Annotated in this window: 25 protein-coding genes and 1 pseudogene; 13 read left to right on the top strand and 13 right to left on the bottom strand. The window is 70.1% G+C overall.

What is annotated here, in order from left to right; translation table 11 throughout:
- Window positions 1–4 precede the first annotated feature (4 nt).
- Window positions 5–358: a DUF952 domain-containing protein gene (locus AB0P41_RS17720; RefSeq protein WP_365932782.1), complete on the top strand. Its 354-nt coding sequence runs from the start codon at window positions 5–7 to the stop codon at window positions 356–358.
- Entirely contained in the window at window positions 355–1,236 is an 882-nt protein-coding gene (locus tag AB0P41_RS17715; RefSeq protein ID WP_365932781.1) for an SDR family oxidoreductase, read from the top strand. Before AB0P41_RS17720 ends, AB0P41_RS17715 begins: the two co-directional genes overlap by 4 nt.
- Before the next feature lie 171 nt (window positions 1,237–1,407).
- On the opposite strand, the gene AB0P41_RS17710 is transcribed toward AB0P41_RS17715, so the two are convergent.
- Window positions 1,408–2,049, bottom strand: coding sequence for a TetR/AcrR family transcriptional regulator (locus tag AB0P41_RS17710; RefSeq protein ID WP_365932779.1), 642 nt, complete (start codon window positions 2,047–2,049; stop codon window positions 1,408–1,410).
- 91 nt (window positions 2,050–2,140) lie between these two features.
- On the opposite strand from AB0P41_RS17710, the gene AB0P41_RS17705 reads away from it, so the two are divergent.
- The 3 genes and pseudogenes from AB0P41_RS17705 to AB0P41_RS17695 all read left to right on the top strand — a co-directional run.
- Window positions 2,141–3,316 (top strand): NAD(P)/FAD-dependent oxidoreductase, encoded by a 1,176-nt coding sequence (locus tag AB0P41_RS17705; protein WP_365932777.1) that lies wholly within the window; start codon window positions 2,141–2,143, stop codon window positions 3,314–3,316.
- A 98-nt stretch (window positions 3,317–3,414) separates the two neighbouring features.
- Window positions 3,415–3,612, top strand: a complete 198-nt coding sequence (locus AB0P41_RS17700; RefSeq protein ID WP_365932775.1) for a hypothetical protein — start codon at window positions 3,415–3,417, stop codon at window positions 3,610–3,612.
- Between the two features lie 132 nt (window positions 3,613–3,744).
- Window positions 3,745–3,882, top strand: a pseudogene (locus AB0P41_RS17695) (site-specific integrase); the annotation flags it as partial.
- 52 nt (window positions 3,883–3,934) lie between these two features.
- Here the strand turns inward: AB0P41_RS17695 and sodN are convergent.
- Window positions 3,935–4,330: a superoxide dismutase, Ni gene (gene sodN, locus AB0P41_RS17690; RefSeq protein ID WP_033298259.1), complete on the bottom strand. Its 396-nt coding sequence runs from the start codon at window positions 4,328–4,330 to the stop codon at window positions 3,935–3,937.
- A 179-nt stretch (window positions 4,331–4,509) separates the two neighbouring features.
- Here sodN and sodX point away from each other — a divergent pair, with 179 nt between their 5' ends.
- Window positions 4,510–4,947: a nickel-type superoxide dismutase maturation protease gene (gene sodX, locus AB0P41_RS17685; protein ID WP_356711730.1), complete on the top strand. Its 438-nt coding sequence runs from the start codon at window positions 4,510–4,512 to the stop codon at window positions 4,945–4,947.
- On the opposite strand, the gene AB0P41_RS17680 is transcribed toward sodX, so the two are convergent.
- The gene (locus AB0P41_RS17680; RefSeq protein ID WP_356711728.1) at window positions 4,851–5,480 is read right to left on the bottom strand and encodes a CGNR zinc finger domain-containing protein; all 630 of its coding nucleotides are present in this window, start codon (window positions 5,478–5,480) and stop codon (window positions 4,851–4,853) included. The genes sodX and AB0P41_RS17680 overlap by 97 nt on opposite strands.
- An 88-nt stretch (window positions 5,481–5,568) precedes the next feature.
- On the opposite strand from AB0P41_RS17680, the gene AB0P41_RS17675 reads away from it, so the two are divergent.
- Window positions 5,569–6,330 carry a class I SAM-dependent methyltransferase gene (locus AB0P41_RS17675; RefSeq protein ID WP_365932772.1) on the top strand — a complete coding sequence of 254 codons (762 nt, stop codon included), beginning with the start codon at window positions 5,569–5,571 and terminating at the stop codon, window positions 6,328–6,330.
- An 80-nt stretch (window positions 6,331–6,410) separates the two neighbouring features.
- Here the strand turns inward: AB0P41_RS17675 and AB0P41_RS17670 are convergent, their stop codons facing one another.
- From AB0P41_RS17670 to AB0P41_RS17660, 3 genes are read right to left on the bottom strand one after another with little or no spacing between them, the layout of a single operon-like run.
- Complete coding sequence (locus AB0P41_RS17670) at window positions 6,411–7,172, bottom strand: amino acid ABC transporter ATP-binding protein (protein ID WP_356711723.1); 762 nt, start codon at window positions 7,170–7,172, stop codon at window positions 6,411–6,413.
- Window positions 7,169–8,110, bottom strand: a complete 942-nt coding sequence (locus tag AB0P41_RS17665) for an amino acid ABC transporter permease (protein ID WP_356711721.1) — start codon at window positions 8,108–8,110, stop codon at window positions 7,169–7,171. The genes AB0P41_RS17670 and AB0P41_RS17665 overlap by 4 nt, the downstream gene beginning before the upstream one ends.
- A 29-nt stretch (window positions 8,111–8,139) precedes the next feature.
- Window positions 8,140–9,099, bottom strand: a complete 960-nt coding sequence (locus AB0P41_RS17660) for an ABC transporter substrate-binding protein (RefSeq protein ID WP_356711719.1) — start codon at window positions 9,097–9,099, stop codon at window positions 8,140–8,142.
- Window positions 9,100–9,621: 522 nt separating this feature from the next.
- Between AB0P41_RS17660 and AB0P41_RS17655 the strand changes: the two genes are divergently transcribed.
- From AB0P41_RS17655 to AB0P41_RS17635, 5 genes are all read left to right on the top strand, one after another.
- Window positions 9,622–10,857: an NADP-dependent malic enzyme gene (locus AB0P41_RS17655; RefSeq protein ID WP_356711717.1), complete on the top strand. Its 1,236-nt coding sequence runs from the start codon at window positions 9,622–9,624 to the stop codon at window positions 10,855–10,857.
- A 121-nt stretch (window positions 10,858–10,978) separates the two neighbouring features.
- Window positions 10,979–11,944 (top strand): zinc-binding dehydrogenase, encoded by a 966-nt coding sequence (locus tag AB0P41_RS17650; RefSeq protein WP_356711715.1) that lies wholly within the window; start codon window positions 10,979–10,981, stop codon window positions 11,942–11,944.
- On the top strand, window positions 11,941–12,489 hold the full coding sequence (locus AB0P41_RS17645) for a GNAT family N-acetyltransferase (RefSeq protein ID WP_356711713.1): 549 nt from the start codon (window positions 11,941–11,943) through the stop codon (window positions 12,487–12,489). Before AB0P41_RS17650 ends, AB0P41_RS17645 begins: the two co-directional genes overlap by 4 nt.
- Window positions 12,490–12,520: 31 nt before the next feature.
- Window positions 12,521–12,730 (top strand): sigma factor-like helix-turn-helix DNA-binding protein, encoded by a 210-nt coding sequence (locus AB0P41_RS17640; RefSeq protein ID WP_033298277.1) that lies wholly within the window; start codon window positions 12,521–12,523, stop codon window positions 12,728–12,730.
- Window positions 12,730–13,302, top strand: a complete 573-nt coding sequence (locus tag AB0P41_RS17635; protein WP_356711711.1) for a Clp protease N-terminal domain-containing protein — start codon at window positions 12,730–12,732, stop codon at window positions 13,300–13,302. The genes AB0P41_RS17640 and AB0P41_RS17635 overlap by 1 nt, the downstream gene beginning before the upstream one ends.
- A gap of 76 nt (window positions 13,303–13,378) precedes the next feature.
- Here AB0P41_RS17635 and AB0P41_RS17630 read toward each other — a convergent pair whose 3' ends face one another.
- Both AB0P41_RS17630 and AB0P41_RS17625 read right to left on the bottom strand, forming a co-directional pair.
- Window positions 13,379–14,356: a helix-turn-helix transcriptional regulator gene (locus tag AB0P41_RS17630; RefSeq protein WP_365932767.1), complete on the bottom strand. Its 978-nt coding sequence runs from the start codon at window positions 14,354–14,356 to the stop codon at window positions 13,379–13,381.
- 1 nt (window position 14,357) lies between these two features.
- Window positions 14,358–15,215, bottom strand: coding sequence for a DUF4097 family beta strand repeat-containing protein (locus AB0P41_RS17625; RefSeq protein ID WP_356711707.1), 858 nt, complete (start codon window positions 15,213–15,215; stop codon window positions 14,358–14,360).
- A gap of 169 nt (window positions 15,216–15,384) precedes the next feature.
- Here AB0P41_RS17625 and AB0P41_RS17620 point away from each other — a divergent pair, with 169 nt between their 5' ends.
- Complete coding sequence (locus AB0P41_RS17620) at window positions 15,385–16,266, top strand: hypothetical protein (RefSeq protein WP_365932766.1); 882 nt, start codon at window positions 15,385–15,387, stop codon at window positions 16,264–16,266.
- Between the two features lie 15 nt (window positions 16,267–16,281).
- Here AB0P41_RS17620 and AB0P41_RS17615 read toward each other — a convergent pair whose 3' ends face one another.
- The 5 genes from AB0P41_RS17615 to AB0P41_RS17595 all read right to left on the bottom strand — a co-directional run bounded on the left by AB0P41_RS17615 (window position 16,282) and on the right by AB0P41_RS17595 (window position 23,360).
- Entirely contained in the window at window positions 16,282–16,464 is a 183-nt protein-coding gene (locus tag AB0P41_RS17615; RefSeq protein ID WP_003961784.1) for a DUF6104 family protein, read from the bottom strand.
- Window positions 16,465–16,554: 90 nt separating this feature from the next.
- Entirely contained in the window at window positions 16,555–20,373 is a 3,819-nt protein-coding gene (locus tag AB0P41_RS17610) for a multifunctional oxoglutarate decarboxylase/oxoglutarate dehydrogenase thiamine pyrophosphate-binding subunit/dihydrolipoyllysine-residue succinyltransferase subunit (protein WP_365932764.1), read from the bottom strand.
- A 259-nt stretch (window positions 20,374–20,632) separates the two neighbouring features.
- On the bottom strand, window positions 20,633–21,709 hold the full coding sequence (locus AB0P41_RS17605; RefSeq protein WP_356711701.1) for a HAMP domain-containing sensor histidine kinase: 1,077 nt from the start codon (window positions 21,707–21,709) through the stop codon (window positions 20,633–20,635).
- Window positions 21,706–22,443, bottom strand: coding sequence for a response regulator transcription factor (locus tag AB0P41_RS17600; RefSeq protein ID WP_014154105.1), 738 nt, complete (start codon window positions 22,441–22,443; stop codon window positions 21,706–21,708). Before AB0P41_RS17600 ends, AB0P41_RS17605 begins: the two co-directional genes overlap by 4 nt.
- A gap of 233 nt (window positions 22,444–22,676) precedes the next feature.
- Window positions 22,677–23,360 carry a spermidine synthase gene (locus AB0P41_RS17595; protein WP_365932762.1) on the bottom strand — a complete coding sequence of 228 codons (684 nt, stop codon included), beginning with the start codon at window positions 23,358–23,360 and terminating at the stop codon, window positions 22,677–22,679.
- Between the last annotated feature and the right edge of the window lie 71 nt (window positions 23,361–23,431).

Raw genomic sequence — 23,431 nt, 5'->3', positions numbered from 1 at the left:
CCCCATGACCGAACAGCTGCTGCACCTCACGGAAGAGCCCCTGTGGGAGGCCGCCCGCAGAGCGGGGACGTACGAGATGTCCACCCGGGGCCGCACCCTGCGGGAGGAAGGATTCATCCACTGCTCGCTGCCCCATCAGCTCCCCGCCGTGGCCCGGAGGTTGTACGGATCCGAGGACGACGGTCTGGTGATCCTGGTCATCGACACCGGCCGGCTCCCGGCGCCCGTCCGCTACGAGGCCATGGAGCCCGGCGGCGAGGAGTTCCCGCACATCTACGGACCGCTGCCGGCGAGCGCGGTCGTGGAGGTGCGGCGCTGGGTCGGGCCCCCGACGGCGGAGGACGGTGAGGCGGGATGATCAGCCCTCTCGTAGCGGTGACCGGCGCGAGCGGGGCCGTCGGTGGCCGCGTCGCCGCCCGGCTGGCCCGGACCGGCGTCCCCGTGCGCCTCCTCGGCAGGGACCCCTCACGGCTGCCACAACTGCCCGGCACGGTCACCGCACCCGCCGCCGCGTACGGCGACGGCGAGGCGATGCGCCGCGCGCTCGACGGTGCGCACACCCTGTTCCTCGTCTCGGCGCACGAGAGCCCGGGCCGGGTGGCGGAGCACACCACCGCGGTGGACGCGGCCCTGGCCGCGGGCGTCGAACGCATCGTGTACGTGTCGTTCGTCGGCGCGGCACCGGACGCGACGTTCACGTTCGCCCGCGACCACTGGCACACCGAGGCGCACATCCGGATGACCGGAGTGCGCCACACCTTCCTGCGGGACAGCTGGTATCTCGCGGCGATCCCCGCGATGACGGGGGCCGACGGGGTCCTGCGCGGCCCCGGCGGCGAGGGGAGGGTATCGGCCGTCTCGCACGACGACATCGCGGACTCGGCGTCAGCAGTCCTGCTGGACGAGGGGGCCACCCATGACGGCGCGACGTACGACCTCACGGGCCCCGAGGCGTTCACCCTGGCGGAGGCGGCCGGCGAGCTGAGCCGGCGCACCGGCCGCGCCGTCCGGTACGTGGCGGAGACCAGGGAGGAGGCCTACGCCTCCCGCGCCCACTACGGAGCCCCGGAGTGGGAAGTGGCCGGCTGGGTCACCTCGTACGAGGCGATCGCGGCGGGCGAGCTGGCGACCGTCTCGGACGCCGTCCCCACCCTCACGGGCCGGCCGGCCCAGGGCCTGGCGGGCTACCTCCAGGAGAACCCGGACAGCTACAGCCACCTCCTGCCGGACTCCTGACACGGTCCGCCCGGCACCGGAACAACGACCGCGCCCGGCCCGCCCACCCCCCCGTCGGGGGGAGCGGCGGACCGGGCGCGGTCGTCGTCGGCCTCGCGGAGGAGGGGCGCAGGTCAGGCCTTCCTCAAGCCTCGTCCCCGGCCGGTGCGGGATCGACCCGCACCTGGTTCGTCAGGTTCCGTCCGCTGGTCGTGACGCAGGTCCGGTCAGCCCGTGCAGCAGCAGATCCGTGAGGGTGTCGACGACGTGCTGGTCGTCCTCGCCGCCGCCGGGGGGCGTGAGCACGGCGTAGTTGAGGGTGACGAGCATCGCGCCCATCGCCACCGCGATGAGCTCGGGGTCGCCGGGCAGCCGGTGTCCGCGCTCGGCCAGGTACTCCAGATGCTCCCGAATGGTTGCGGTCTGCTCGCGCAGGTCGCGCCAGGCCCGGCCCGTGCCGGGGTCGTCGGCCACCATCGCCTGAAACAGTGCGAGCGCGACCGGGCGGTTCTGCCGCATCACCGTCCACGCGACACCGATGTGGTCGCGCAGCTGGTCGCGGTCGGTCAGGTCGTGGTCGCGGGGGTGCTCCAGGCCGACCATGCGCGCGTCGATCGCACCCTCCATCTCGGCGAGGAGCGCCTGGAGCAGCTCGTCCTTGCCGGCGAAGTGTTCGTAGAACGAGCCGGTCGAGCGTCCGGCCGCGGCGGTGATGTCCGTGATCTTCGTATTGAGGTAGCCGCGATCGCTGAACAGCCCCCGCGCCGCGTCCACAAGAGCGGCACGGGTCTGGGCCGCCCGGGCCTTTCGACCGGCGGTACTCGCCTGCGGCATCTCGTCCTCCATCGGCTGTTGACAGGTGCCAGCGTATCGGAACACACTTAACCGAATCGAGATTCAGTGAATGTGAATTCAAGGAGGCGTCATGCGGACGATCGTGATCGGCGGCGGGATAGCCGGACCCGCCGTAGCCCTTGCACTGCGGCAGATCGGCCACGACGTGACCGTCTACGAGGCGTACGAGGATCCGGCCGGGGACGTCGGCGCCCACTTCAGCCTGGCGGTCAACGGCCTGCGCGCGCTGGAGAAGCTGGGCTGCCTGCGCGACGTACAGGCGATCGGGTTCCCCATCGACCGGATGCGGTTCTACACGGCGGGCGGCCACCTCTTGGGCGACGTGCCACGCCTTCGGCGCGACGCCGACTCGATGCGCAGCATCTCGCTCGAGCGCGGACGGCTCGTGGCACTGCTGCGGCGCGCGGCGCTCGACGCGGGCGCGCAGATCGTCACCGGTGAACGCCTGGTGGGCGCGACGGAGTCAGCGAACGACGTGGTGGCCGAGTTCGCCTCCGGCCGGCGCGACACCGCGGAGTTGCTCGTGGGCGCCGACGGCATCTGGTCAACCGTGCGCGGGCTGATCGACTCGTCCGCGCCGCGAGCGGAGTACGCGGGGTTGTACGGGGTCGCCGGAATCTCCACCATGACGGGAGTCGAGGCCGGCGTCTGGAACCTCACCTACACGCGCAACGGCGCCTTCGTCCACACCGGCATCGACGAACACACCCAGTGGTGGACGGCTCAGATCGGGGACCCGGTCAAGCCCGACCTGCGGGGCGTCGACGATGCGCAGTGGATCCGGCGCGTCACCGAGCTGTTTCCGGAGGCAATGCCGAGGGCCCTCGTCGCGGCCACGACATCGGTAGTCGCGTCCGGCTACCTGAACGTCTGCGACCCGATCCGGAAGTGGCACAGCGGGCGCATCGTCCTGGTCGGCGACGCCGCCCACCCTGTCGGCGTCGGACACGGCGCCTCGATGTGCGTCGAGGGCGCACTCGAGCTCGCGGCGGCGCTGAGCAGCGCCCCGACCGTCCCGGCGGCACTCCAGGCCTACGACGAGGCCCGCCGCCCGCGCGTCGACAAGCTGCTCAAGCACGGGCACAACGCCCGTGAGAGCAAGCGGCCCGGCACCGTGAAGCGTCAGATCAGCGCGGCGAAGATGCGCGTACTCCTCCCGTTCTTCGAACGGGTGCAGGGATACCTGTACGACTACGAGCCACCTTCCCTGTCCGCCGCAGGCGGATCACAGTCCGCCACGCGCTAGACGGTTCACGCCCGTTCGGTACCCGATCCGATGACAACCGGGGCGTGCTGCCGCATCGAGGACGATGCGGTGCCACACCCATCGAGAAGGAGGAGAAGTTGCTGAAATCGCGGGTGCGGAAGAACCTGGCCATCGGGCTGGTGATCACGGTCGTCATCGCGGCGCTGTCGGTGGTTGTCGCGGACGACGGCAGCAAGATGGAGGAGCTGAGGATGTCGCTGATGGTGGGCCTATCGGTGACGGGGACGGTAACAGGGGGTACCTGGTTGCTGCAGCAGAGACGTTCGGCACCCTGACCGGCGTCCGAGCACCGGCCCTGCGGTTGCTGGCGCTCCAACGACATGCTCCCCGAGCGGCGTCCCGTCGGGATCCCCGACCGCCCGCACCCGGCTGCTGCTGCCTGCTGTCGTGGCCGCACTGCTCGTGCCGAGCAGGTCCGGATGGCCCTCGGCCGCGCGTTCGCCGTCATCGCACTGCGGATCTACGCGCACCTGTGGCCGGGTGAAGAAGACCGCACCCGGTCCGTGACGGTCGCCGTTCTCGGCGGCCTGCGGACCGGGTGCGGACAGGTAGGCGACATGACCGGCGAAATCGCAGGTCAGGCGGCCAGGCCGGAGATCAGGCCTTCTTGGTCTCCCAGAAGATCTTGTCGATCTGGGCGATCAGGTCCAGAGCCTTCTGGCCCGTGGCCGGGTCGTTCGAGCCCTTGGCCGCGGAGAGCGCCTTCAGGGTGTCGTTGACCAGCTGGTGCAGCTCCGGGTACTTCTCGAAGTGCGGCGGCTTGAAGTAGTCGCTCCAGAGCACCGAGACGTGGTGCTTCGCGAGCTCGGCACGCTGTTCCTTGATCAGAACGGCGCGCGTGCGGAAGTCCGCGTCCTCATTGGCCTGGTACTTCTCCTGGACGGCCTTGACGGACTCCGCCTCGATGCGGGCCTGGGCCGGGTCGTACACGCCGCAGGGCAGGTCGCAGTGGGCGCTGACCTTCACCTTGGGGGCAAACAGGCGGGAAAGCATGGAGCTGTCCTTCCTCGTGATCGTCTTCTCAGGTGGGACATTACTCCGTAGGGAGCCTGTTTTTGCGGCTGCCCCCTAGGGCTTAGGCCAAAAGTCCGGGGTGAGGATGGGACCGGTGGCCGAAATACGGAGCGGTGTGCGCTGCCGTGTACTGGAGGATGGACCGGGAGGTGCCACAGATGCCGGAACCGGCACAGGAACCGTGGAGCGGGCGGGCGGCGCGCAAGCCGTTCCAGGTGGTGGAGGTGACGGGGCCGTCGATGGTGCCCACGCTCTACCACGGCGACCTGCTGCTCGTGCAGCGCGGGGCGCCGGTGCGCCCGGGGGACGTGGTGATCCTGCGTCACCCGCTGCAGCAGGACCTGCTGGTCGTCAAGCGGGCCACCGAGCGGCGCGGAGGCGGCTGGTGGGTGCTGGGCGACAACTCGTACGCGGGCGGGGACAGCACGGACTACGGGGCGGTGCCCGAAGAGCTCGTACTGGCCCGCGTCCGGGCCCGCTACCGGCCGCTGGGGAAGGATCAGCGGTCGGTGCTCGGGCTGCTGGGCTGGGCGGTCTCCGCGGTGCGCCGCGTCTCGCCCGTGCGGTCGGCCTCCAGCCGCTTGCGGGCCCGGTAGGCCGCCACGTTGGCGCGGGTCGCGCACCGGTCGGAGCAGTAGCGGCGGGAGCGGTTGGTCGAGGTGTCGAGGTAGGCGTTGCGGCACGGGGCCGCCTCGCAGAGGCCGAGCCGGTCCACGCCGTGCGTGGTGAGATGGAAGGCGAGGCCCATCGCCGCGATGGCGGCGAAGCCGGCCGTCGCGTTCGACGGGTGATCGGCCAGGTGCATGTGCCAGTCCGGCTTGCCGTCCTCGTCACGGGTGTCGTGGCCGGAGATCTGCGGGCTGACCGGGAACTCCAGCAGCAGCGAGTTGAGCAGGTCGACCGCGAGTGTCTCGTCGCCGCCGTCGGCCGCCTCGAACACCGCGCGCAGCCGCGCCCGCACGGAGCGGAAGCGCGTCACATCGGCGTCCGTGGCACGCCGGGCCGCCTGGGCGTTGGGACCGAACAGCTCGCGGATGCAGTCGACGGTGGTGAGGGAGTCCTTGTTACGGGCCGGCTCCTCGGTGTTGACCAGACGCACGGCGTAATCCGAGTAATAGGCCAGTTCCACTTGTAGTCCTTACGGCGTCGGTCTATGGTCGCTGTGTCGCCCAGTGTAATGGTCGATGAGGAACACTGAGTATTACGTGGAGGTTGGGATGGCGGAGACGGCTACGGGCACCGACTGGCAGTCCTGGCAGGCGAGCTGGGACCGGCAGCAGGAGTGGTACATGCCGGACCGCGAGGAGCGGTTCCGGGTGATGCTGGACATGGTCGAGGCCGTCGTGGGGCCCGAACCGAGAGTGCTCGACCTGGCGTGCGGTACGGGCAGTATTACCGACCGGCTCCTCAAGCGGTTCCCCGAGGCCACCAGCACCGGTGTCGACCTCGACCCCGCGCTGCTCGCCATCGCGCGCGGAACCTTCGAGGGGGACGGCCGGGTCACCTTCGTGACCGCGGACCTGAAGGACGCCACCTGGACCGAGCGGCTTCCGCACACGTCGTACGACGCCGTGCTCACGGCCACCGCCCTGCACTGGCTGCACAGCGAACCCCTCGCCGCCCTGTACGGGCAGATCGGCGGACTCGTCAGGGACGGCGGGGTCTTCATGAACGCCGACCACATGATCGACACCGGCACCCCCCGCATCAACGCCGCCGAACGCGCCCACCGGCACGCGGTCATGGACCGGGCCAAGGCCGACGGGGCCGTGGACTGGCGCGAGTGGTGGGCCCTGATGGCGAAGGACCCGGTCCTCGCGGGGCCCACCGCCGAGCGGTTCGAGATCTACGGCGAGCACGCGGACGGTGACATGCCCTCTCCGCAGTGGCACGCCCGCACCCTGCGCGAGGCCGGCTTCGGGGAGGCACGGGCGGTCTGGGCGTCGCCGTCGGACACCATGGTCCTCGCCGTGAAGTAGGGCGCGCGAACGTGAACGAGGGGCGGCCGGAGCCGCCCCTCGTTCACGTCGTGCAAAGTCCGCGAAGGTCCGTGACGGTGCTACAGCACCTTCGACAGGAAGGACTTCGTCCTGTCGTGCTGCGGATTCGTCAGGACGTCGCGCGGGTGGCCCGACTCGACCACGACACCGTCGTCCATGAAGACCAGCGCGTCACCCACCTCGCGGGCGAAACCCATCTCGTGCGTGACGACGACCATCGTCATGCCGTCCTCGGCGAGGCCGCGCATGACGTCCAGTACGTCGCCGACCAGCTCGGGGTCGAGCGCCGACGTCGGCTCGTCGAAGAGCATCAGCTTCGGCTCCATGGCCAGGGCGCGGGCGATGGCCACCCGCTGCTGCTGTCCGCCGGAGAGCTGGGACGGGTAGTTCTTCGCCTTGTCGGACAGGCCGACCCGGTCCAGCAGCCGCTCCGCGCGGGCCCGGGCGACGGCCTTGGCCTCGCCCTTGACCTGGATCGGCGCCTCCATGACGTTCTCGATGGCCGTCATGTGCGGGAACAGGTTGAAGCGCTGGAAGACCATGCCGATGTCCCGGCGCTTCAGGGCGACTTCGCTGTCCTTGAGCTCGTAGAGCTTGTCGCCCTTCTGGCGGTAGCCGACCAGGTCGCCGTCGACGTACAGCCGCCCGGCGTTGACCTTCTCCAGGTGGTTGATGCACCGCAGGAACGTCGACTTGCCGGAGCCGGACGGGCCGATCAGGCAGAAGACCTCACGCGGGGCGACCTCCAGGTCGATGCCCTTGAGGATGTGCGCGGGGCCGAAGGACTTGTGCACGCCTTCGGCCTTCACCATGGCGCTCATGCGGCGCCTCCCTTCGGGCGGCCCAGCGAGAGCATGTTGGCCCTGATCCTCTGGAACGGGGTGTCCGGCAGGCTGCGGCTGGAGCCGCGCGCGTAGTACCGCTCCAGGTAGTACTGGCCGATGCTGAGCATCGAGGTGAGGATCATGTACCAGGCCGCGGCCAGGAACAGCATCTCCACGGTGGCACCCGAGGTCTGCGACACGTTCTGGGTCGAACGCAGCAGTTCGGTGTACTGGACGGCGACCGCCAGGGACGAGGTCTTCAGCATGTTGATGACTTCGTTGCCCGTGGGCGGGACGATGACGCGCATCGCCTGCGGTACGACGATCCGGCGCAGCGTCTTGCCGTGGCTCATGCCCAGGGCGTGCGCCGCCTCCGTCTGGCCCTCGTCGACCGACTGGAGTCCGGCCCGGCAGATCTCCGCCATGTACGCGGCCTCGTTGAGCCCGAGGCCGAGCAGCGCGCAGAGGAACGGCGTCATGAAGGACGACCACTCGTCCTTGTAGATCGGCCCGAGGTTGATGTACTCGAAGACGATGCCGAGGTTGAACCAGACCAGCAGCTGTACGTAGACCGGGGTGCCGCGGAAGAACCAGATGTAGCCCCAGGCTATGGACGTCGTGACCGGGTTCTTGGAGAGCCGCATCACGGCGAGCACGATGCCCAGCACTACACCGATGATCATCGAGAGGACCGTGATGATGACGGTGTTCTTGACCCCTTCGAGGATCTGGTCGTCGAAGAAGTAGTCCGGGATCGCGTTCCAGTTGATGTCGCCCTGGGCGAACGCGTAGACGAGCGAGGCCAGCAGGCCGAGCGCGACGACCGCGGAGACGTACCGGCCGTAGTGACGTACCGGGATGGCCTTGATCGCCTCCGGCCCCGCCGACGGGGTGGGCGGGGTGTCCGCCGGGCCCGCCTTCTTGATGTCAGTCACAGATGTCGCCTTTCAGCGCCGGTCTCCGGTCAGGACCCGCCGTTGATCTTCGCCTCGGTGACCGCGCCGGCCTGGACGCCCCACTTCTCGATGATCTTCCCGTACTCGCCGTTCTTGATGACCGCGTTCAGGGCCGCCTCGATGGCCTTGGTGAGCTCGTCGTTGCCCTTGGCGACGGCGATGCCGTACGGGGCCGCCTCGACCTGCTCGCCGACCAGCTGGAAGTCCTTGCCGCCGCCCGAGGTCTTCACCGCGTACGCGGCGACCGGGAAGTCGGAGGAGCCCGCGTCGGCGCCGCCGCCGCGGAGCCGGGTCTGCGCCTCCAGGTCGTTGTCGAACGCCTGGACGGCGATCTTGCCCTTGCTGCCGCACTTGGCGCTCTCGGCCTTGGCGAGGTCGTGGGAGACGGTGCCCCGCTGCACGACCAGCTTCTTGCCGCAGAGGTCCGACCAGGTGCTGATGCCCTTGTCGTCGCCCTTCTTGGTGTAGATGGAGACGCCGGCGGTGAAGTAGTCGATGAAGTCGACACCCTCGCCGACCTTCTTCTTCGTCTCGGAGTCGACGCCTTCCTGGCGGTCCTTCGTGTCGGTCATGGCCGACATCGCGAGGTCGTAGCGCTTCGAGCGCAGGCCCGTGAGCAGCGTGTCGAAGGTGCCGTTCTCGAAGACGAACTTCACGCCGAGCTGCTTGCCGAGGGCTTCCCCGAGGTCGGGGTCGATACCGACCGTCTTGCCGGACTCGTCCTTGAACTCGACCGGCGGGTAGGCGATGTCGGACCCGACCTTGATCTCACCCTTGTCCTTGACGGACTGGGGGAGCAGATCGGCCAGCGGCGCCTCCTCGGTGGCGGCCGCGCCGGACTCCTTCTTGGTCGCGCTGTCGGTCTGGTCGCCACAGGCGGTCAGCAGCAGGGTGCCGGCGACCGCGACTGCGCAGACCGCGGCAATCCGGGACTTCGCGGTCGTACGACAGAGGGTGCTTGCGGTCATGATCGGAATCCTCCGGCGGTGAGGGAATGCTGGTGGGGTGGGTACGCACGCACCTTCGAGTGCCGCCACCTCGTGTGATTAGGGCATCTTGCCATTCGGACTCACCCAATCAGGGGGCCGGTCATGTCAAAATCGGGTAACGGGCGACCCCCGAACCTCAACGGGCCGATACCGCAAGGCCGGACCATCTGCTGGAAAGTGCGAGCTCCTCCGGAGAATCTCCGGTGCGTCTCGACCTACGGACGGCCTTTGTGGGCCTTAGTGGACTTGTCCAGATATTCGGCTATGAGTCATGTCACCGAGTCGATACCGACTCGTAAGAGGCCCGGTCCGTCCGGTAAGAAAGACCTTTACACCCCTCATCCGGGGCTCAGGGCGCGTGTGCGGCGCGCCCGCGCGTATGTGTCTCCCCTGCCGGAGCGGTCCAACCGCTCAGTGCCGGGAACGTACGCGGTGCCCGCCCACCCCTCCTCAACCAGGAGTGGCCACCCTCAACTGATGAAGACTTAAGGGGTCAACACAATGGCAGCGGAGATCGTCAATCCTCGCAGCGACAGCAAGACACACGGCGAGGCCGGTGCGGCAGGGCTCAGCAGTGCGGACGAGCCCTTCGATCCGGCCTTCGCCCTCCACCGCGGCGGGAAGATGGCCGTGCAGGCCACCGTCCCGATCCGCGACAAGGACGACCTGTCCCTCGCGTACACGCCCGGTGTCGCGAAGGTGTGCAGCGCCATCGCCGACAATCCCGAGCTCGTCCACGACTACACGTGGAAGTCGCAGGTCGTGGCCGTCGTGACGGACGGCACGGCCGTCCTCGGCCTGGGGGACATCGGTCCCGAGGCATCCCTCCCGGTGATGGAGGGCAAGGCGATCCTCTTCAAGCAGTTCGGCGGGGTCGACGCGGTGCCGATCGCGCTCGCGACGACCGACGCGGACGAGATCGTGGACACCGTCGTGCGCCTCGCGCCGTCCTTCGGCGGGGTGAACCTGGAGGACATCTCGGCACCGAGGTGCTTCGAGATCGAGCGCAAACTCCAGGAGCGCCTCGACATCCCGGTCTTCCACGACGACCAGCACGGCACCGCCGTGGTCACCCTCGCGGCTCTGCGCAACGCGGCGAAGCTGTCCGGCCGGACGCTCGGTGATCTGCGCGCCGTCATCTCCGGCGCGGGCGCGGCGGGTGTGGCCATCGCGAAGTTCCTGCTGGAAGCGGGCATCGGCGATGTCGCCGTGGCCGACCGCAAGGGCATCGTCAGCGCCGACCGCGACGACCTCACCGACGTCAAGCGCGAGCTGGCGGAGCTCACGAACCGCGCCGGCATCACCGGCTCCCTGGAGACGGCGCTGGCCGGCGCCGACGTCTTCATCGGGGTCTCCGGCGGTACGGTCCCCGAGCCGGCCGTGGCCTCGATGGCACCCGGCGCGTTCGTGTTCGCCATGGCCAACCCGAACCCCGAGGTCCACCCCGATGTCGCGCACAAGTACGCGGCCGTGGTGGCCACCGGGCGGTCGGACTACCCGAACCAGATCAACAACGTGCTGGCGTTCCCGGGGATCTTCGCGGGCGCGCTGCAGGTGCGTGCCTCCCGGATCACCGAAGGCATGAAGATCGCCGCGGCGAACGCCCTGGCGGACGTCGTCGGTGACGAGCTGGCCGCGGATTACGTGATCCCGTCGCCGTTCGACGAGCGGGTCGCTCCCGCCGTCACCGCCGCGGTGGCCGCTGCCGCCCGTGCGGAGGGCGTCGCTCGGCGCTGAGCCGAGGGGCGGGGGAGCGGAGCCCGCTCTGCGGGCTCCGCTCCCCCGCCCCACACCGCGCGGCGCGTGTCACACCCTCGGGCGGTTACGTCACGACGCGTCACGGCCTATCGTCATGGCCATGTTCGCCGCCTACGCCGCACGCATCGACCGTGACCAGCCCCTCGACGGACTTGAGCTGGGCGAACGCCCCTCACCCGAGAGCCGCCCCGGCTGGACCACCGTCCAGGTAAGAGCCGCGTCGCTCAACCACCACGACCTCTGGTCCCTGCGTGGTGTGGGCCTCGCCGAGGACAAGCTGCCCATGATCCTCGGCTGCGACGCCGCCGGCGTCGACCAGGACGGCAACGAGGTCGTCCTGCACTCCGTCATCGGCCAGACGGGCCACGGCGTCGGCCCGGACGAACCGCGCTCCATCCTCACCGAGCGCTACCAGGGCACCTTCGCCGAGCAGGTCACCGTGCCCAGCTGGAACGTGCTGCCCAAGCCGAAGGAGCTCACCTTCGAGCAGGCCGCCTGCCTGCCGACCGCCTGGCTGACGGCGTACCGGATGCTGTTCACCAACGCCGGCGTACGGCCCGGGGACTCCGTCCTCGTGCAGGGGGCGGGCGGCGGTGTGGCCACCGCCGCGATCGTGCTCGGCAAGGCCGCCGGACTCCGGATGTTCGCCACCAGCCGCGACGAGGCCAAGCGCAAGCGGGCCGTCGAACTGGGAGCCGTCGAGGCATACGAACCCGGCGCCCGGCTGCCGAAGCGTGTCGACGCCGTCATCGAGACCGTCGGAGCGGCGACCTGGTCCCACTCGGTCAAGTCGCTGCGGCCCGGCGGCACCCTGGTCATCTCGGGTGCCACCAGCGGGGACCGGCCCTCGCACGCGGAGCTGACCCGGATCTTCTTCCTGGAACTCAGGATCGTCGGCTCCACGATGGGCTCCAAGGACGAGCTGGAGGACCTGCTGTCGTTCTGTGCGGCCACCGGTGTGCGGCCCGTGATCGACCAGACCCTGCCGCTGGACCGGGCCCGCGAAGGCTTCGAGCGACTCGCCGCCGGAGATCTCTTCGGGAAGATCGTGCTCACCACGTCGTGAAGCGGCCGGTCACGGAACTGCGGACGCCGGAAGGGCTGTCGCTGCGGCCCTGGCGACCCGAGGACGCCCCCGCCGTACTCCGCGCCTTCGCGCCGGAGGAGATGGCACGTCAGGCCGGACGGCCCGTCACGACCACCGCCGAGGCGCTGGACTGGATCGCCGCCCGTGAGAGCGAGCGGGCGGCGGGCAGCGCGTACACATGGGCCGTCGTCCGCGAGGGAGTCCCCCTCGGCTCGGTGGCCGTGGCGGCGGTGAACCACGTCCACGACACCGGCTGGGTCTCGTACTGGACCGTCGAAACAGCGCGGGGGAGGGGCATCGCGCTCGCGGGCGTACGGGCGCTGGCCTGCTGGGCCTTCGGTGAACTGGGCCTCCACCGGCTCGAGCTCGGGCACAGGACGAACAATCCCGCCTCCTGCACCGTCGCCCTGCGGGCCGGCTTCGCCCCGGAGGGCATCGACCGGCAGAAGCTCCGCTACGGGGACACCCGGTACGACGTCGAGCGTCACGCCCGCCTCGCCACCGACCTTGTCAATTTCGGTTGACGAAGACGCGGTGTCAACGTAAGTTGACATCATGACCGAAGCAACGGATCTCGCCGCGCGTGCCGGCGACCATGACCCCCGCGTCGGGCTGCGGGCGGTGGCAGCGCTGCGAAGGCTGCTCGAACAACTCGAAGCCGTCCAGGTGCGGAGCGCCCGCGTCCAGGGCTGGTCGTGGCAGGAGATCGCTGCCGAGCTGGGTGTCAGCAGGCAGGCCGTGCACAAGAAGTACGGGAGGCATTGATGTTCGAGCGATTCACCGTGGGAGCCCGGGCCGCCGTGACCGGCGCGGTGACCCACGCCGAGCGGGCCGGAGCGGACTCCGTCACCGAGGAGCACCTCCTGCTCTCCTTGCTGGACCAGGAGGGCAGTCGGGCGTCCTTCGCCGTCACCGCCCTCGGACTCACCGACCGGCGCGCCTCGATGGAGGCCGCGCTCGGTGAGGCCCGCCGCCGGGGCGGGCTCACCAGGGCCGACGCGGAGGCACTCGCCGGCATCGGTATCGACATCACCGAGATCGTGGCCCGGGTCGAGGACGCCCATGGCGAAGGAGTCCTCGCGGGCGATCGCGGCAACAGGCGCTGGTGGTCCGGACGCCGCCCCTTCACCGGCGGCGCCAAGAGCATTCTGGAGAAGTCCCTGCGCATCGCCCTCGGCCGGCGCGACCGCTTCATCGGCGAGGAGCACCTGCTGCTGGCCCTGACCGCCTGCCCGGGTGTGGTCGCCGATGTGCTCGCCGACCACGGTGCCACCTACGCGACCGTGGAACGCGCCCTGTACGGCGACGGCGGGCAGGGCCGGGCCCGGGCGAGCTGACGACCGAGCGGCGCGGTCCGGCGGCGGCCCAGCAGCGGGTCCGGCCGGGCCGCCGCCGGCCGGGCCGCGCACGGGGTCAGGACGTGCCGGAGGCGCCCTTCTCCTCCTCGGCCGATGACCGCAGCAGCGAGCCGATGCGCGTCGCGGCCGAGGCCAGATGACCGCGGGCCTCCGACAACTGCGCCTCGGTGACGCCGTGGTCCCGGGCCGCGTCGCGGATGTCGTCGCGGAACCGGTCCAGCAGGCGGTCCAGGTCCCGGGCCGGGTCACCGGTGGTGGTGGCGTCGGCGGCCCACTCGACGTCCGGCTCCTCGGGCGCCGGACGGCTGTACGCCGGCCAGGCACCGGTCCTGGCGAAGTTGCCCAGTTGGCCGGTGATCTCGGCCAGCCCGTCCCGCACCCCCGCGGGCCAGTCGCCCCGCGCGAAATGTTCCTGAACCTGGCGCGCGGCGTTCTGCATCTGCTCCCGTGCCTTCTCGTGCGCTTCCTGGGCCTGACGGCGGGCCTGGTCCGCGTCCTCGCGGGCCTTGCGGGACTCGTCCTTCGCCCTGCGGGCCTGTTCCTTCCACTCCTGCTTGGCCTTGCGCAGCTCCTCCTTCGCCGTGCGCCACGCATCCTTGTCCCCGAAACCGGGGTCCCAGCCGACCTTGCCGCCGCCGGAGGTGTGGCGGGACTCGGAAGCCGCCGCACGCATCTCGCTGCGGAGCTGGCCTGCCGCTCCTCGCACGTCGTCCCGGATCTCGGCAGCCAGTTCGGAGACGGACTCGCGGATCTCCAGCTCCAGATCGGCCAGTTCACCGCCGCGGCCCGCGAGCTCGGCCCGACCGGCATCGGTGATGGAGTAGACCTTGCGGCCGCCCTCGGTGGCGTGGGTGACCAGGCCCTCGGCCTCCAGCTTGGCCAGCCGCGGATACACGGTGCCCGCCGACGGGGCGTACAGCCCCTGGAAGCGCTCCTCCAGGAGCCGGATCACCTCGTAACCGTGGCGGGGTGCCTCGTCCAGCAGTTTGAGGAGGTACAGGCGCAGACGGCCGTGGGCGAATACGGGAGCCATGTCAGAGCACCTTTCCGGTGGGCTCGGCGTCCTGCGGGTTGTCCTGGGCCGGTGGGCGCCGCAACAGCGCGATGGAACCCGAGACGGTGGTCGCCTTCAGCTTCCCCGTGCCCGCGCCCAGCGTGCCGGTGATCTTCTTCGCACCCCACTGGCCGCCCACCCGCAGATCCTCGAAGGCGTTGGAGACGGCCCCGCTCGCGGTGTTCGCCTCGACCTTCGCGTCCGCCGGGTGCGGAAGACGGATGGCGATCTCGCCGGACACCGAGGTCAGCCGGATGTCCGTCGGCTTCGGTGAGGTGTCGAGATCCAGCACCATGTGGCCGGTGACGGTCTCCGCCCGGACCGAGGTGCCGGCGCCCTCGACGATCGTCAGATCGCCCGACACAGACTGGAAGCGGAGGTCTCCGGTGACGGTCTGGGCCTCCAGGCTGCCGGACACGGTCTCCGCCCTGACCACTCCGGACAGTCCCACCAGGGTGCTGTCCCCCGAGATGCCGCGCAGCTCCGTGCGGCCCTGGATGCCCGAGACGTTGGCCTCTGCTCCGATGACACCGACCTCCACCGCCGCGCCGGCCGGCACGGCGAGCGAGACCGCGGTGCTGCGGTGCGGACCCCTGCGGTCGAGCCAGGTCAGCAGGCCCTGCCACGGCAGGTCCTCGTAGGTGACGGTGAGGGTCCCGCCCTCCAGTGTCACGACCAGGGGCGGCCCGTCGATCTCGGCGACCTCCAGCCGGGCGGTCGGTTCGTCGGTGCCGACGACATTGACCATGCCGTCGACGATGCGCACGTTGAGTGCTGTCACTGGGGCGTCGAAGGCGAGCTTCTGGGGCTCGGCGACGGTCCACGTCGACTCGGGCATGGATCTGACCTCCCACTGGGTGGCGCGACGCAACATATCGCGTCTTCTTGAGAACACGATATATCGCGGATCGGGGAAGTCAAGGGGCAGCCTCAACGGGCGCCGGTGGGAGGGTGAAGGCGGGCTGCCAATGGCTCATATGCGGGCAAATTGACCTAGCGTGTGGGGCATGACCGCGACATCCGTGGGCGCCCTGCTTCTGTGCCGCGCCGACCCCGAGACCGTACGGCCCGTGGCCCATCTCCTGCGTGAGCGCATGCTGCTCCTGCCCGCGGGGGACGGCTGGAGCGTGCTCGTCCCCGAAGGGAAGCCCTGGCGGAAGGACACCCACGAAGGCCACGGAGGCGCGCCGGCCGACGGGCCCACGGTGGCCGACGGAGGCGCCGAACCCGTCGACCGGGTCGTCGGCGGCTGGGCCACCGCCCTCGCCGTGGGCTCCACCTGGCCGGTCCTCGCCCTGTGGTGGGACGGCGACCGCTCCGGCTACACCCTCGCCTCGGGCTTCCGCCGCCCGGTCGGCTACACCTGGCTCGCCGACGGCACTCCGGCCGCCGAGGAGGAAGCCATGCGGACGTCAGCACTCCGGCTGGGCCTCGACCCCGTCACGGACGTGCAGGCGCTGGAGGCTCTCACCCACGAGGACCCGGGGGCCGACGCCGACGCCCGGCTGCGCGGACTGCTCGCCGTCCTCGCCCGGGCCGGGGCCGGCCTGCCGACCGGTCTCACACCCGGGGAGTCCGCCGACCGGCTGCGTTCGGTCGCCGGGATCCACCCGGAGGCGGAACAGATCGAATGGGCCGGCTGGCGTGACGCCGTGCGCGTGGAACTCGACGCCGTGGAGAGCGGCAGCCTCGGCCCCTGGGTACTCGGCCCGAGGGCGCGCGCCGTGGCCGCGGGACAGGTCGCCGCCGGTCTGCCGCTGACTCTCTGGGGTGCCCGCCGGCGCAGCGGCGGCTGGCTCGCCGCCGGCCTCGTCCTGCTCGTACAGGGCCTGCTGGGGCTCGCGTACAACCGCTTCAGGGACGCGGGCGGCGGAAGCCCGGGACGGTGACTGCCGACTACTCGGCTATTCGTCTTCGTCTTCGTCGTCCAGCCGGGCCAGCCAGGTCGCGAGGCGCTCGACGGGGACCTCGAAGTCGGGGTTGAGGTCGACGAACGTCCGGAGCTGCTCGGCGAGCCACTCGAAGGTGACCTCCTCCTCGCCGCGCCGCTTCTCAAGTTCCTCGATGCCACGGTCCGTGAAGTACATACGACCAGAATAACGAGGCCGGAAAGCCCGAGGGCCCGGCCCCGCGAGATGCTCGCGGGGCCGGGCCCTTCGATGGCGTACAGCCGCTGATCAGGCCTCGAAGACCTCGGCGACCAGCTGTGCCTGCTCGGCCTGGTGGCGCTTGGCCGAGCCGACCGCCGGGGACGAGCCGTGCGGACGCGAGATGCGGCGCAGGCGCTCACCGTGCGGGACGTCCGACCCGACGGCCAGGTCCAGGTGGTCGATCAGGTTGAGCGCGATGAACGGCCACGCACCCTGGTTCGCCGGCTCCTCCTGGGCCCAGAGGTACTTCTCGGCGTTCGGGTACTTGGCGATCTCGGCCTGGATCTCCGCACCCGGCAGCGGGTACAGGCGCTCCAGACGGATGATCGCCGTCTCCGTGTCCCCACGCTTCTCGCGCTCGGCGTCGAGGTCGTAGTAGAGCTTGCCGGAGACGAAGACGACCTTGCGGACCGCCTCGGCCTTGACCGACTCGTCCCCGATCACCGGGCGGAAGCCGCCGGTGGTGAACTCCTCCACCTTCGACGCCGCCGCCTTCAGGCGGAGCATCGACTTCGGCGTGAAGACGATCAGCGGCTTGTGGTGCGGGTTGTGCACCTGCCACCGCAGGAGGTGGAAGTAGTTCGACGGGAGCGTGGGCATCGCGACCGTCATGTTGTCCTGCGCGCACATCTGCAGGAAACGCTCCGGGCGGGCGGACGAGTGGTCCGGACCCTGGCCCTCGTAGCCGTGCGGGAGCAGCAGGGTGACGCCGGACGTCTGGCCCCACTTCTGCTCGGCCGAGGAGATGAACTCGTCCACGACGGTCTGCGCGCCGTTGACGAAGTCACCGAACTGGGCCTCCCAGATGACCAGGGACTCCGGACGCGCCAGCGAGTAGCCGTACTCGAAGCCCATCGCCGCGTACTCGCTGAGCAGCGAGTCGTAGACGTTGTACCGGGCCTGGTCGTCGGAGAGGTAGAGCAGCGGGGTGTAGTCCTCGCCGGTCTTCTGGTCGACGAGGACCGCGTGGCGCTGGCCGAAGGTGCCACGGCGGGTGTCCTGGCCGGCGAGCCGGACCGGGGTGCCCTCCATGAGCAGCGAGCCGATGGCCAGGGTCTCGCCCATGCCCCAGTCGATCGTGCCGTTCTCCACGGAGGCGGCGCGACGCTGCATCTGCGGCAGGAGGCGCGGGTGCACGGTGATCCCGTCGGGGATGTTCACCTGCGACTCGGCGACCAGCTTGACGACCTCCGAGGACACCGCGGTGTTCACGGAGACCGGGAACTCCGCCTGCGCGTCCGGGACGTGCGGCTGGGACGGTGCCGAGGTGGCCTCGCGGACCTCCGCGAACACCTTCTCCAGCTGGCCCTGGAAGTCCTGGAGAGCCTGCTCGGCCTCTTCCAGCGTGATGTCGCCGCGACCGATGAGGGACTCGGTGTAGAGCTTGCGCACCGAGCGCTTCTTGTCGATCAGGGTGTACATCTGCGGGTTGGTGAACTCCGGGTTGTCGCCCTCGTTGTGACCGCGGCGGCGGTAGCAGATGAGGTCGATCACGACGTCCTTGTTGAACGTCTGCCGGTACTCGAAGGCGAGCCGCGCGACGCGGACCACGGCCTCCGGGTCGTCGCCGTTGACGTGGATGATCGGCGCCTCGATCATGCGTGCCACGTCCGTGGCGTACATCGAGGAGCGCGAGGACTCCGGGGCGGCGGTGAAGCCGACCTGGTTGTTGATCACCACGTGCACGGTGCCGCCGGTGCGGTAGCCGCGCAGCTGCGACATGTTGAGCGTCTCGGCGACGACGCCCTGGCCCGCGAAGGCCGCGTCGCCGTGGAGCGCGACGGGCAGGACCGTGAAGTCCGTGCCGCCCTTGTTGATGATGTCCTGCTTGGCGCGGGCGATGCCCTCGAGGACCGGGTCGACGGCCTCCAGGTGCGAGGGGTTGGCGGCCAGCGAGACCTTGATCTGCTCGCCGTCCAGACCGGTGAAGGTGCCCTCGGCGCCCAGGTGGTACTTGACGTCGCCGGAGCCGTGCATCGACCGCGGGTCGAGGTTGCCCTCGAACTCCCGGAAGATCTGCGCGTACGACTTGCCGACGATGTTCGCCAGGACGTTCAGCCGGCCGCGGTGGGCCATGCCGATGACGACCTCGTCGAGGCGGGCCTCGGCGGCCGAGTCGATGACCGCGTCGAGCAGCGGGATGACGGACTCGCCGCCCTCCAGCGAGAACCGCTTCTGGCCGACGTACTTGGTCTGCAGGAACGTCTCGAAAGCCTCGGCGGCGTTGAGACGGCGCAGGATCCGCAGCTGCTCCTCGCGCTCCGGAGCCGGGCGCGGACGCTCCACCCGGTCCTGGAGCCACTTGCGCTCCTTCGGCTCCTGGATGTGCATGAACTCGATGCCGGTGGTGCGGCAGTACGACTCACGCAGGACGCCGAGGATGTCGCGGAGCTTCATCATCGTCTTGCCGGCGAAACCGCCGACCGCGAAGTCCCGCTCCAGGTCCCACAGGGTGAGACCGTGCTCGGTGATGTCCAGGTCGGGGTGCTTACGCTGGCGGTACTCCAGCGGGTCGGTGTCGGCCATGACGTGGCCGCGGACCCGGTAGGAGTGGATCAGCTCGAAGACCCGCGCGGCCTTGGTGACGTCGTCGTCGTGCGAGGCGTCGATGTCCTTGAGCCAGCGGACCGGCTCGTAGGGGATGCGCAGAGCCTTGAAGATCTCGTCGTAGAAGTCGTTCTCGCCGAGCAGCAGCTGGGACAGGACGCGGAGGAACTCGCCGGACGCGGCGCCCTGGATGACCCGGTGGTCGTACGTCGAGGTCAGGGTCATGACCTTCGAGATGCCCAGCTTGTTCAGGGTGTCCTGCGAGGTGCCCTGGAACTCCGCCGGGTAGTCCATCGCGCCGACGCCCATGATGAGGCCCTGTCCGGGCATCAGGCGGGGCACCGAGTGGACGGTGCCGATGCCGCCGGGGTTCGTCAGCGAGGCGGTGACCCCGGAGAAGTCGTCCATGCCGAGCTTGCCGACGCGGGCCCTGCGGACGATGTCCTCGTAGGCCTGCCAGAACTCGAAGAAGTTGAGCGTCTCGGCCTTCTTGATGGCCGCGACGACCAGCTGGCGGTCGCCGTTCGGCTTCACCAGGTCGATGGCCAGGCCGAGGTTGACGTGCTCGGGCTTGACCAGGGTCGGCTTGCCGTCCTTCACCGCGAAGGAGTAGTTCATCGACGGCATGGCCTTGAGGGCCTGCACCATCGCGTACCCGATGAGGTGCGTGAAGGAGATCTTCCCGCCGCGGGCGCGCTTCAGGTGGTTGTTGATGACGATGCGGTTGTCGAAGAGCAGCTTCACCGGCACCGCGCGGACCGACGTGGCCGTCGGCAGCTCCAGGGAGGCGTTCATGTTCTTCGCGACGGCGGCCGACGGGCCGCGCAGCGTCACGTACTCCGGGCCCGCGGGGGCCTCGGCCGGGGCGTCCGTCTTCGCGGGTGCCGGGGCCGCCTTCGCGGGGGCTGCCTTCGCGGGAGCGGCCGGTGCCTTCGCCGGGGCTGCCGGAGCGGCGGCCGCGGGCTTGGCCGGGGCCGCGGGGGGCGCGGCCGGAGCCTGCGTCGCGGCCTGTGCCGGAGCGGTGTTGTTCACGGTGTTCGCGGCGGTGGCGGCCGGGGCCGGGGTCACCGCTCCCGCAGGTGCGGGGACAGGCTTGTCCGCCGTGCCGGTCGTGCCCGGCTTGTAGTCGGCGAAGAAGTCCCACCAGGCGCGGTCGACCGAACTGGGGTCCTGGAGGTACTGCTGGTAGATCTCGTCGACGAGCCACTCATTGGGGCCGAAAGCGGCCGCCGGGTTGGACCCGGAGCCTGCTTCTTGATCGGTCGAGATGCTCGAGTTACTGGGGGACTGAGACGACACGGCGGCAACCGCCCTCTTCCGCTTCACAAGGTGATGGACAGCGGAAATCAAGGCTACGCCTCCCGAGCCGTTACGTGCAGGCCGGGCCGGTCTTCGTCGTGCACATCACATCTGAAGGCGGGTTTCGGCGCATGAAATGGCGGGAAACAAGCAGGGTTCCGCTGCCCTTCGGGTACGCGAGGCCTGCGCTCAGGCCCCCTGGACCGTATCTCTTTCCCGGACGGTAGGGAGAACGGGGCCCTCCGCTTCGAACGCAAGGTCAACCGTGCGCCTGGGCGCTCCCCGGAAGGGTGACCTGGATCCGGCAGCCACGGGCGGATTCGGCCACACCGATGCGGCCCCCGTGCAGATCCACCGCCCACCGGGCGATCGCGAGCCCGAGCCCGGTTCCGCCGTCGGAGCCCGGCCCGTGGGGGGAGGGCGCCTGGCCGCGGTTGAAGCGTTCGAAGACCCGGTGGCGCTCGGCCTCCGGGATGCCGGGGCCTTCGTCGACGACCTCCAGCTCCAGCGACTCGGGATACTCCCCGCGCCGCGCCAGCACGGTGACCCGCCCGTGCGGCGGGCTGTGCTTGACGGCGTTGTCGATGAGGTTGGCGACCACCTGGTGCAGGCGTTCCGCGTCCGCGTAAGCCGTCAGCTCGGGCGGCGACACGTCGAGGTGCAGATGCACGTCCGTACGGGAGTGGTTGCCCGAGCCGGAGGAGAGCCGGCGGTGGGAGGCGGCGAGATTGGCCTCCTTCAGCACGCCGGACAGATACGGCCAGACCTCGAAGCGGCGCGCCTTGATCGCCACCACGCCGTTGTCCAGCCGGGAGAGGTCCAGCAGGGTCTCCACCAGCCTGCCCAGGCGTTCGGTCTGTTTCAGCGCCGTACGCATCGTCTCGGGATCGGCGGCGGACACCCCGTCCACCACGTTCTCCAGGACCGCTCTGAGCGCCGCGATCGGGGTGCGCAGCTCATGGGAGACGTTCGCCACCAGCTCCTTGCGGTGCCGGTCCTCCGCCTCCAGGTCGTCCGCCATGCGGTTGATGGTCTGCGCCAGGTCCCCGAGCTCGTCACGCCGCCCGGCGCCGCTCACCCGTCTGGTGTAGTCGCCGTGCGAGATCGACCGGGCGACGGCCCGCATCTCGTCCAGCGGCGCGGTCAGACCGTGCGCGACGAACTGGGTGATCAGCAGAGTGGCGATCACCGAGAAGACCGTGATGAACCGGAATTCGGTCCTGGTCCGCAGGGCGACGATCAGCAGTCCGGTCGTGATGAACACGGAGACCACGACGAGCGTGCCCAGCTTGGCCTTGATCGAGAAGGGCCGCAGTCCCGAACCGGGCGGCGTCATGGCGCTGGTGTCTCCAGGGCGTAGCCGACGCCGTGCACGGTACGGATCCGCTCGGCGCCGATCTTCCGGCGCAGAGCCTTGATGTGACTGTCGACCGTGCGGGTCCCGGAGGCGTCCGCCCAGTCCCAGACCTCGGCCAGCAGCTGCTCCCGGGACAGCACCGCGCGCGGTGTGTTGGCCAGGCAGACCAGCAGGTCGAACTCGGTCGGGGTGAGGTGGACGTCGTCGGCGCGCACCCTGACGCGGCGCTGCGCGTGGTCGATCTCCAGTTCGCCGAGGCGCAGGATGCCGCTGCGGGGCGTCACCGCGGCCAGCGCGGCCCGCTCGACCCGGCGCAGCAGGACGTGGACCCGCGCCGCCAGCTCCCGCATCGAGAACGGCTTGGTCATGTAGTCGTCGGCGCCGACCCCGAGCCCGACCAGCATGTCGGTCTCGTCGTCGCGTGCGGTGAGCATCAGCACCGGCACGGGCCGCTGAGCCTGCACGCGACGGCAGACCTCCAGGCCGTCGAAGCCGGGAAGCATGATGTCGAGCACCATCAGGTCGGGCTGCCACGCCTCGGCCGCGTCCACAGCCGCGGGCCCGTCCAGTGCGGTCTGCACCAGGAAGCCCTCGGCCCGCAGACGGGCGGAAATGGCGTCGACGATTGTTGCGTCGTCCTCTACCACCAGCACCCGGCGCTGAGCCCCGGGGGTGGCCGCGACGCCGTTGTGGGTGGTGTGTGTCTGTTCCATCGCCCCGCCCCTGCCCGTTCTCGCGGAGGCCATTCCCCCGGAGGCACGGTTATCGCTTGTGGATTTCGTCGGTGATCCCTTGTGCCGGTCAGCAGCGTAAAGGCACAAGGCGCCTCTCGGCTACGCAGGGTGTTGTCCGTCGTGAAGGTGTTACCCACGGGAAAGGAGACGGAACGGCGGACTTGTGCCGCCCGATCCATGGTGGGGCGGGGTCGTGGATACCGGGTGGGGGGTCAGCCGTCCCGGAGTGCGAGATGGACCACGTCCGGCACACCTCGGGCAACGGCTACTTCTTCGGTCGTTACTGCGTGGAATCCGGCATTCCGCAAAGCTTCGCCGAACTCGGCGGACGGCTGTGCGGACCAGACGGCGAGGACTCCACCGGGTGTCAGACGCGCGCGGCAGGCCGCGAGACCGGCGGGTGAATAGAGGTTTCCGTTGTCCTGGGTGACGGTCCAGTCGGGGCCGTTGTCGATGTCCAGGCACAGTGCGTCGTAACGCTCCGTGGTCGTACGGAGATGGGTGACGAGGTCCGTACGGAGGATCTCGGTCCGCGGATCGGAGAGCGCCGCCCCGGAGATCCGGCCGAGCGGTCCGCCGAGGTGCCAGTCCACGATGGCCTGCTCCCGCTCGACGACCGCGATCCGGCCCCAGCGCGGCTCGGCGGAGGCCCGCACCAGCGAGAAGCCGACACCGAGTCCGCCGATGAGCACCGACGGGTCCGGCCGGCCGGCGGGCAGCGCGGCGAGCGCCGCGTCGATCAGCAACCGCTCGGAACGCCCGTCGGAGGTGTCCATCAGGAAGCATCCGTTGGCGATGATCTCGAAGTTTTCGCCGTGCTCGCGCAGGACGACTTCGCCGAACGGGCCTTCGCGCCGGTCGAGGACGACGGGGCGGTGGGTGTCTGGGGCGTGCATGGTGCGGTCTCCGGTCTCCGGTCGGCGGCGGTCGTTCTCTCCGGGCGTCCATCCTTCCTCGTCGCAGGCCT

It is taken from the genome of Streptomyces sp. NPDC079167, from assembly GCF_040686735.1.
Lineage (GTDB): Bacteria > Actinomycetota > Actinomycetes > Streptomycetales > Streptomycetaceae > Streptomyces.
Note: the sequence above shows the minus strand (reverse complement) of the source record. Positions and strands in the feature narration are given on the sequence as shown.

What these genes read in the sequence shown, in the direction of transcription:
- AB0P41_RS17720 (WP_365932782.1), top strand. Translation starts at nt 5, where the DNA reads ATGACCGAACAGCTGCTGCACCTCACGGAAGAGCCCCTGTGGGAGGCC.
- AB0P41_RS17715 (WP_365932781.1), top strand. Translation starts at nt 355, where the DNA reads ATGATCAGCCCTCTCGTAGCGGTGACCGGCGCGAGCGGGGCCGTCGGT.
- AB0P41_RS17710 (WP_365932779.1), bottom strand. Translation starts at nt 2,049, where the DNA reads ATGCCGCAGGCGAGTACCGCCGGTCGAAAGGCCCGGGCGGCCCAGACC.
- AB0P41_RS17705 (WP_365932777.1), top strand. Translation starts at nt 2,141, where the DNA reads ATGCGGACGATCGTGATCGGCGGCGGGATAGCCGGACCCGCCGTAGCC.
- sodN (WP_033298259.1), bottom strand. Translation starts at nt 4,330, where the DNA reads ATGCTTTCCCGCCTGTTTGCCCCCAAGGTGAAGGTCAGCGCCCACTGC.
- sodX (WP_356711730.1), top strand. Translation starts at nt 4,510, where the DNA reads ATGCCGGAACCGGCACAGGAACCGTGGAGCGGGCGGGCGGCGCGCAAG.
- AB0P41_RS17675 (WP_365932772.1), top strand. Translation starts at nt 5,569, where the DNA reads ATGGCGGAGACGGCTACGGGCACCGACTGGCAGTCCTGGCAGGCGAGC.
- AB0P41_RS17670 (WP_356711723.1), bottom strand. Translation starts at nt 7,172, where the DNA reads ATGAGCGCCATGGTGAAGGCCGAAGGCGTGCACAAGTCCTTCGGCCCC.
- AB0P41_RS17660 (WP_356711719.1), bottom strand. Translation starts at nt 9,099, where the DNA reads ATGACCGCAAGCACCCTCTGTCGTACGACCGCGAAGTCCCGGATTGCC.
- AB0P41_RS17655 (WP_356711717.1), top strand. Translation starts at nt 9,622, where the DNA reads ATGGCAGCGGAGATCGTCAATCCTCGCAGCGACAGCAAGACACACGGC.
- AB0P41_RS17650 (WP_356711715.1), top strand. Translation starts at nt 10,979, where the DNA reads ATGTTCGCCGCCTACGCCGCACGCATCGACCGTGACCAGCCCCTCGAC.
- AB0P41_RS17640 (WP_033298277.1), top strand. Translation starts at nt 12,521, where the DNA reads ATGACCGAAGCAACGGATCTCGCCGCGCGTGCCGGCGACCATGACCCC.
- AB0P41_RS17635 (WP_356711711.1), top strand. Translation starts at nt 12,730, where the DNA reads ATGTTCGAGCGATTCACCGTGGGAGCCCGGGCCGCCGTGACCGGCGCG.
- AB0P41_RS17630 (WP_365932767.1), bottom strand. Translation starts at nt 14,356, where the DNA reads ATGGCTCCCGTATTCGCCCACGGCCGTCTGCGCCTGTACCTCCTCAAA.
- AB0P41_RS17625 (WP_356711707.1), bottom strand. Translation starts at nt 15,215, where the DNA reads ATGCCCGAGTCGACGTGGACCGTCGCCGAGCCCCAGAAGCTCGCCTTC.
- AB0P41_RS17620 (WP_365932766.1), top strand. Translation starts at nt 15,385, where the DNA reads ATGACCGCGACATCCGTGGGCGCCCTGCTTCTGTGCCGCGCCGACCCC.
- AB0P41_RS17615 (WP_003961784.1), bottom strand. Translation starts at nt 16,464, where the DNA reads ATGTACTTCACGGACCGTGGCATCGAGGAACTTGAGAAGCGGCGCGGC.
- AB0P41_RS17605 (WP_356711701.1), bottom strand. Translation starts at nt 21,709, where the DNA reads ATGACGCCGCCCGGTTCGGGACTGCGGCCCTTCTCGATCAAGGCCAAG.
- AB0P41_RS17600 (WP_014154105.1), bottom strand. Translation starts at nt 22,443, where the DNA reads ATGGAACAGACACACACCACCCACAACGGCGTCGCGGCCACCCCCGGG.
- AB0P41_RS17595 (WP_365932762.1), bottom strand. Translation starts at nt 23,360, where the DNA reads ATGCACGCCCCAGACACCCACCGCCCCGTCGTCCTCGACCGGCGCGAA.